Below are 5,270 nucleotides of genomic sequence, written 5' to 3'. Positions count from 1 at the left end.
ATCACAAGGAGTATATCCAGAAGGTGCTGGATGGAGAGTCGATTCCAGAAGTCCTTCATCGTCATGAGTTGAATATCCCCAATGGCAGCTATACACGGGAAGATATCATGGAAGCCTGTGGGTACGATCTGATTCAGAATTGAGAATTCTACATTCTGCATTCTGAATTTATCTTAGGAGGGGAAGGAAGAACACCACATACCCGTAACTTGCTAGGGTAATAACCTATTGATTAGCATATAGTTGGGTCTCAATAGGGTCAATGGTCGAGCTAGCAGTCTTCGACTAGGAGGGGAAGTTTCCAAGAATTGAGGTTTTGACCTGATGTAGTCCGCTCTATCTTTGGGCTCAATCAGAATCGTTGACAATGGAAACTGTAGCAAAAGGTCTTTCATCTCAAGAGGCCATGGACCTCGAAGACAAGTACGGAGCACATAACTATCACCCACTGCCCGTGGTACTGGCCAAAGGGGATGGAGTATTCGTCTGGGATGCCGAAGGGAAGAAGTATTATGACTTCCTGAGTGCTTACTCTGCAGTCAATCAAGGCCATTGTCATCCGCGAATAGTGGGAGCGCTGAAGGATCAAGCGGATACGCTCACCTTGACCTCGCGGGCATTCTACAACAACATTCTCGGGAAGTATGAGAAATACATGACCGAGTACTTCGGGTTCGATAAGATCCTTCCGATGAACACCGGGGCGGAGGCCGTGGAGACCGCCATCAAGATCTGCCGCAAGTGGGGGCATGAGATCAAAGGCATCCACAATGCCAAGGCCAAGATCATCGTCTGCGAGAACAACTTCCACGGACGTACGACCACCATCATCTCTTTCAGCAACGATCCAGTGGCCCGTGATCATTTCGGACCCTACACTCCGGGGTTCATCCGTATCCCGCATAATGATATCCAAGCATTGGAAGAAGCTCTCAAAGACCCGGATGTGGCCGGATTCCTCGTAGAGCCTATCCAAGGTGAAGCGGGTGTATTCGTACCGGATGAGGACTATCTGGAGGAAGCGCATGCACTCTGCAAGGCCAACAATGTGCTCTTCATCGCAGATGAGGTACAGACCGGCATCGCCCGTACGGGAAGCCTCTTGGCCATGTGCGGGGATTGCACCTGTCAAGGCCACTGCGAGAGACAAAGCACCTATCTCAAGCCCGATGTTCTCATTCTCGGAAAAGCGGTCTCAGGAGGTGTGTATCCAGTATCTGCTGTACTGGCCGATGACGATATCATGAAGGTCATCACGCCTGGTAGTCATGGCTCCACCTTTGGAGGAAATCCGTTGGCCGCCCGAGTGGCCATGGAAGCACTCGAAGTAGTGCGCGATGAGCAACTCGCATTGAATGCCCGCAAGCTTGGAGAATTATTCCGTAAGGAAATGGAGCGTATCATAGAGCAGACGGACCTGGTCAATGGAGTCCGCGGCAAGGGACTGCTCAATGCCATCCTGATAAACGATACACCCAATAGCAAGACCGCTTGGGATATCTGTGTGAAGCTGAAGGACAATGGCCTATTGGCCAAACCGACCCACGGAAATATCATCCGATTCGCTCCTCCACTTGTGATGACTGAAGAACAACTCCTCGACTGCGTGAGCATCATCGAGAAGACCTTGATGGAATTCGGGAAATAGACCGACTTACAAATTCAAGCGTACCCCACCGTAAATCGCTCGTGGCGTGCCGGGGGTGAAATGAATCTCTTCTATTCCCTCTGCAGCTTCTCCCGGTAGTCGGGATCGGGTCAGGAATTGAGCTTCCTTCCATTCTGTATCAAATAGATTATCGAGATTAACAAAAACGCGTACCCGCTTCCAGCTGTAGCCGATGTCTGCATCCAGGATGAGGTATCCATCTGCCACCTGAGAATAATCCTCGTTGGCCGGACGGTCGCCTAGATAACGCGAAGTCAGCGAGGCACTGAGGCCCAGATCTGAAGAATAGGTGATGCCTCCAGAAGCGGTCCATTCTGGTGCCAGAGGGATGTAGTCCTCGCCATTCTCCTCATCAATAGACCGTGCAAAGGAGTAAGTGGCATCAGCGTGTATCACTACGTTCTGAGAGAGTAGGATTCGAGCACTGAGATCGGCACCGCTCCGCTGAGTCGCTCCACTAGGTTCTATGATCGCCTCGTCTCCCACATAGACGAATTCCTGCTCCAATTCCAAGTACCATGCTGCCGCTTGTACAAAGACCTGAGGACTTGGTTTCCATATAAGTCCGATATCAGCACCGAGGGATGCCGGCAGGGCGCTAGAGGTCGGGTTTTCTCCCAATGTCATGCGCATATCGTTGGAGTGGAAGCTCTGCCCTAGATAGAGATAGGATTTCAGATGATCCGAGTGGATGTAGTCCAACTTGAGTTTGGGGCTGAGTGCATAGGCGGAATTCACCTGCTTCACTTCACGATTATCCAGTCGGTCGCGATGTACGAACTCGAAACGGTCGATGCGCAATCCGGGAGTAATGCTCAGTCGTCCATGGATCCATCTCCAGCTGGCATATGCAGCCAGATTGGATTCCTGCATATCGGCATAGCTCAATCTGCGTAAAAGGCTGTCGCGTCCGACCGTACGTGCGAGATAACTATCCGAGATATCATCATACCTCCACGAAACACCCCCTTGAATCTCGGTCTCCCAATCTCCTATGCTGAGCGGGTGACTGAGCTCGCTCCTCCACGAATAGAGATAACGGGACTCATTCTGTCTGATCTGGTCCCCGTATTCCGGTTCTTCCAAATTGAAAGTGAAGTTGCTGAAGAGGTCGAAGCTGTAATGGCTTAAACTGAAGGTATTGACCAAGGTCCATGTTGGGTCGAAACGATTCTCCCAAGCAAGGATAAGATCCGATCGGTTGGTCTCACCCCCTTCCGTATCATCGATAGCGCCCCATCTGTCGATCAATCCTTGATCGATCGCTCGTTGAGGTATCTGACCGCTGGCATCCCATCGGCTGGTGAAGTGACTCAAATGGAGGTCGAAGCGATTCCGATCATCCAACTGCATATCGTAGTGCAACTGGAGGTTGGTGCGCTGTAGGTCCTGCGGGGAGGTGAACGGGCCATCTGTAGAAAGACGCTCCAGAGCTATATATCCACCATGATTCTTTTTGTCAGCGATCTGGAAGAGACCGGTCAGACGTGCAGTGGAGAATTGTCCTCCTTCTATCTGCAGGCTGGAGCCTTCCAATCGATCCTTGGTACGAAGTGAGATATGGCCGGCCGTGCTGAAATTTCCGACCGAAGCATCATAGCCCCCCTTATCGAACTCGATACGGTCGATGGTCTCCGGTATGAGGAAATGCAGATCGGCATAGCCTTGCCCGTGGGCATGAGAGACCATATTTACGGGCATACCGTCCACATCGATGGCTACATCGGTCCCGTGGTCGATATCAAAACCTCGTAGGAAGATCTGCTCCGCCTTACCTCCACCGGCATGCTGAGCAATAAAAAGTCCAGGGACCTTGCGTAGCACGGTCTGTGAGTTGGTGACCGGTCGGGTGATCAGATCGAGTTCATTGATCATGTCACTGAGTTCACTGCGCGGCCTGATCCTGACCTCGCTGAGTAGATTGACTTGAATGGCGAGGATCACTTTCAATTCTCTATCTACAGACTGGATAGTAAGTTTTTCGGTCTTGAAACCAATGAAACTGACATGAATGCTGTCTCCAGCTTGTACGCCATCCATCTCGAATCGGCCTTGGATGTCGGTATGGACGTGATGACCGCTCGTAGGGTGGTAGATATATGCTCCTGTGAGTTCGGTGCCTTGTTCATCAGTAACAATTCCGCGAAGAGTCTGAGAATGAGAGGCTAAGCCAAGGAGAAGGGTAAAGAGCGTGAGGTAGGTCTTGACCATGATGCAAAGGTAGTTTGTTGTTGTTCATTGGCAGATACGGGAAAAGATCAAGATCGGATTGCAGGCAGCGGAATGAAACCCTGCAAGTCTTATGATAGTAATACAATTATAATTGCGAGTGAAATAGTGATTATCGATGGAAAAACTACTAAGCAACCTAGGCCTGAAAGTGAGTGAGTATGCGTATTTGAAAGATCCTGAGAGCAGCGATCTGGGAAAACGCATCACACAAGGTGCTATCGATCTGATCGATGCGATCGGTTTCGAAGAGTTCACCTTCCGCAAGCTCGCCCAGCAGATTTCCTCTACCGAAGCGTCCATCTATCGATATTTCGAGAATAAACACAAGCTACTTCTCTATCTCACATCATGGTATTGGTCATGGATGAACTATCGGCTTGCTTTTGCCATGGCCAATGTCCCCGATCCCAAAGAGCGATTGGTCCGGGCCATCGAACTTCTCACAAGACAGGTAGAAGAGGATGGAGGCTTCACCCACATCAATGAGGTCAAACTGCATCGTATCATCATCGAGGACTCCTCCAAGGTGTACCTCACACGAGAAGTGGATGAGGAGAATAAGGAAGGAGCATATCTCATCTATAAGGAATTGGTAGGTCGCGTGAGTGAGGTGATCAAGGAGATAGCTCCGGATTTCAAGTATCCCAATATGCTGGTCTCTACAGTCATCGAAGGAGCCCGCCATCAACATTATTTCGCAGAACACCTTCCCCGATTGACCAATGTCATCGAAGGAGAAGATGCTGTCACAGATTTCTACAGAGAGATGGTCCTACATACTATTCGCGAAGAATCAATCCAACAAGCATGACACTTACCCCATTTCAACGCTTTTGGCGCCTGTTCAAACCGGACGCCAAAGAGATCAAGAACGTCTATGTCTATGCCATATTCAGCGGACTGATAGGGCTCTCCTTGCCATTGGGGATACAAGCGATCGTCAACTTTATACAAGGCGGACAGATCAGTACTTCGTGGATCGTACTGGTAATCATCGTGGTGCTGGGAGTGGCGGCTACCGGGATTTTGCAGATCTACCAGCTCAGGATCACCGAGAACCTCCAGCAACGCATTTTCGCTCGGGCCGCCTTCGAGTTCGCCCACCGAATTCCTAATGTGAGGTTGGAAGCATTGTACAACCACTATGCTCCAGAACTCATGAACCGCTTCTTCGACATCATGTCCATCCAGAAAGGATTGAGCAAGATCCTCATCGACTTCAGTGCAGCAGTTCTCCAGGTGTTGTTCGGGCTCATTCTGCTCTCGTTCTACCATCCCTTTTTCATCCTTTTCAGCTTTTTCATGGTGGTTCTGGTCTTGGCTATCTTCTACTTCACTGCTCGCAAAGGATTGGACACGAGTCTGGAAG

5 protein-coding genes are annotated in these 5,270 nt (G+C 50.2%); 4 read left to right on the top strand and 1 reads right to left on the bottom strand.

Annotated features, from left to right (window positions below; translation table 11 throughout):
• Both HKN79_07330 and rocD read left to right on the top strand, forming a co-directional pair.
• A partial coding sequence (locus tag HKN79_07330) for a hypothetical protein (protein NNC83373.1) occupies positions 1–143 on the top strand: 143 nt, incomplete at its 5' end.
• 224 nt (positions 144–367) lie between these two features.
• The gene (gene rocD, locus HKN79_07325) at positions 368–1,648 is read left to right on the top strand and encodes an ornithine--oxo-acid transaminase (GenBank protein ID NNC83372.1); all 1,281 of its coding nucleotides are present in this window, start codon (positions 368–370) and stop codon (positions 1,646–1,648) included.
• 6 nt (positions 1,649–1,654) lie between these two features.
• Here rocD and HKN79_07320 read toward each other — a convergent pair whose 3' ends face one another.
• Entirely contained in the window at positions 1,655–3,880 is a 2,226-nt protein-coding gene (locus HKN79_07320) for a TonB-dependent receptor (GenBank protein NNC83371.1), read from the bottom strand.
• 136 nt (positions 3,881–4,016) lie between these two features.
• Here HKN79_07320 and HKN79_07315 point away from each other — a divergent pair, with 136 nt between their 5' ends.
• Positions 4,017–4,712: a TetR/AcrR family transcriptional regulator gene (locus HKN79_07315; protein NNC83370.1), complete on the top strand. Its 696-nt coding sequence runs from the start codon at positions 4,017–4,019 to the stop codon at positions 4,710–4,712.
• The coding region (locus tag HKN79_07310) for an ABC transporter ATP-binding protein (GenBank protein ID NNC83369.1) at positions 4,709–5,270 on the top strand (562 nt) is incomplete at its 3' end. The genes HKN79_07315 and HKN79_07310, both read left to right, overlap by 4 nt.

Source organism: Flavobacteriales bacterium (genome assembly GCA_013001705.1).
Classification (GTDB): domain Bacteria; phylum Bacteroidota; class Bacteroidia; order Flavobacteriales_D; family JABDKJ01; genus JABDLZ01.
Note: the sequence above shows the minus strand (reverse complement) of the source record. Positions and strands in the feature narration are given on the sequence as shown.

Coding starts and splice junctions, on each gene's coding strand:
- rocD (NNC83372.1), top strand. CDS start 368: ATGGAAACTGTAGCAAAAGGTCTTTCATCTCAAGAGGCCATGGACCTC.
- HKN79_07320 (NNC83371.1), bottom strand. CDS start 3,880: ATGGTCAAGACCTACCTCACGCTCTTTACCCTTCTCCTTGGCTTAGCC.
- HKN79_07315 (NNC83370.1), top strand. CDS start 4,017: ATGGAAAAACTACTAAGCAACCTAGGCCTGAAAGTGAGTGAGTATGCG.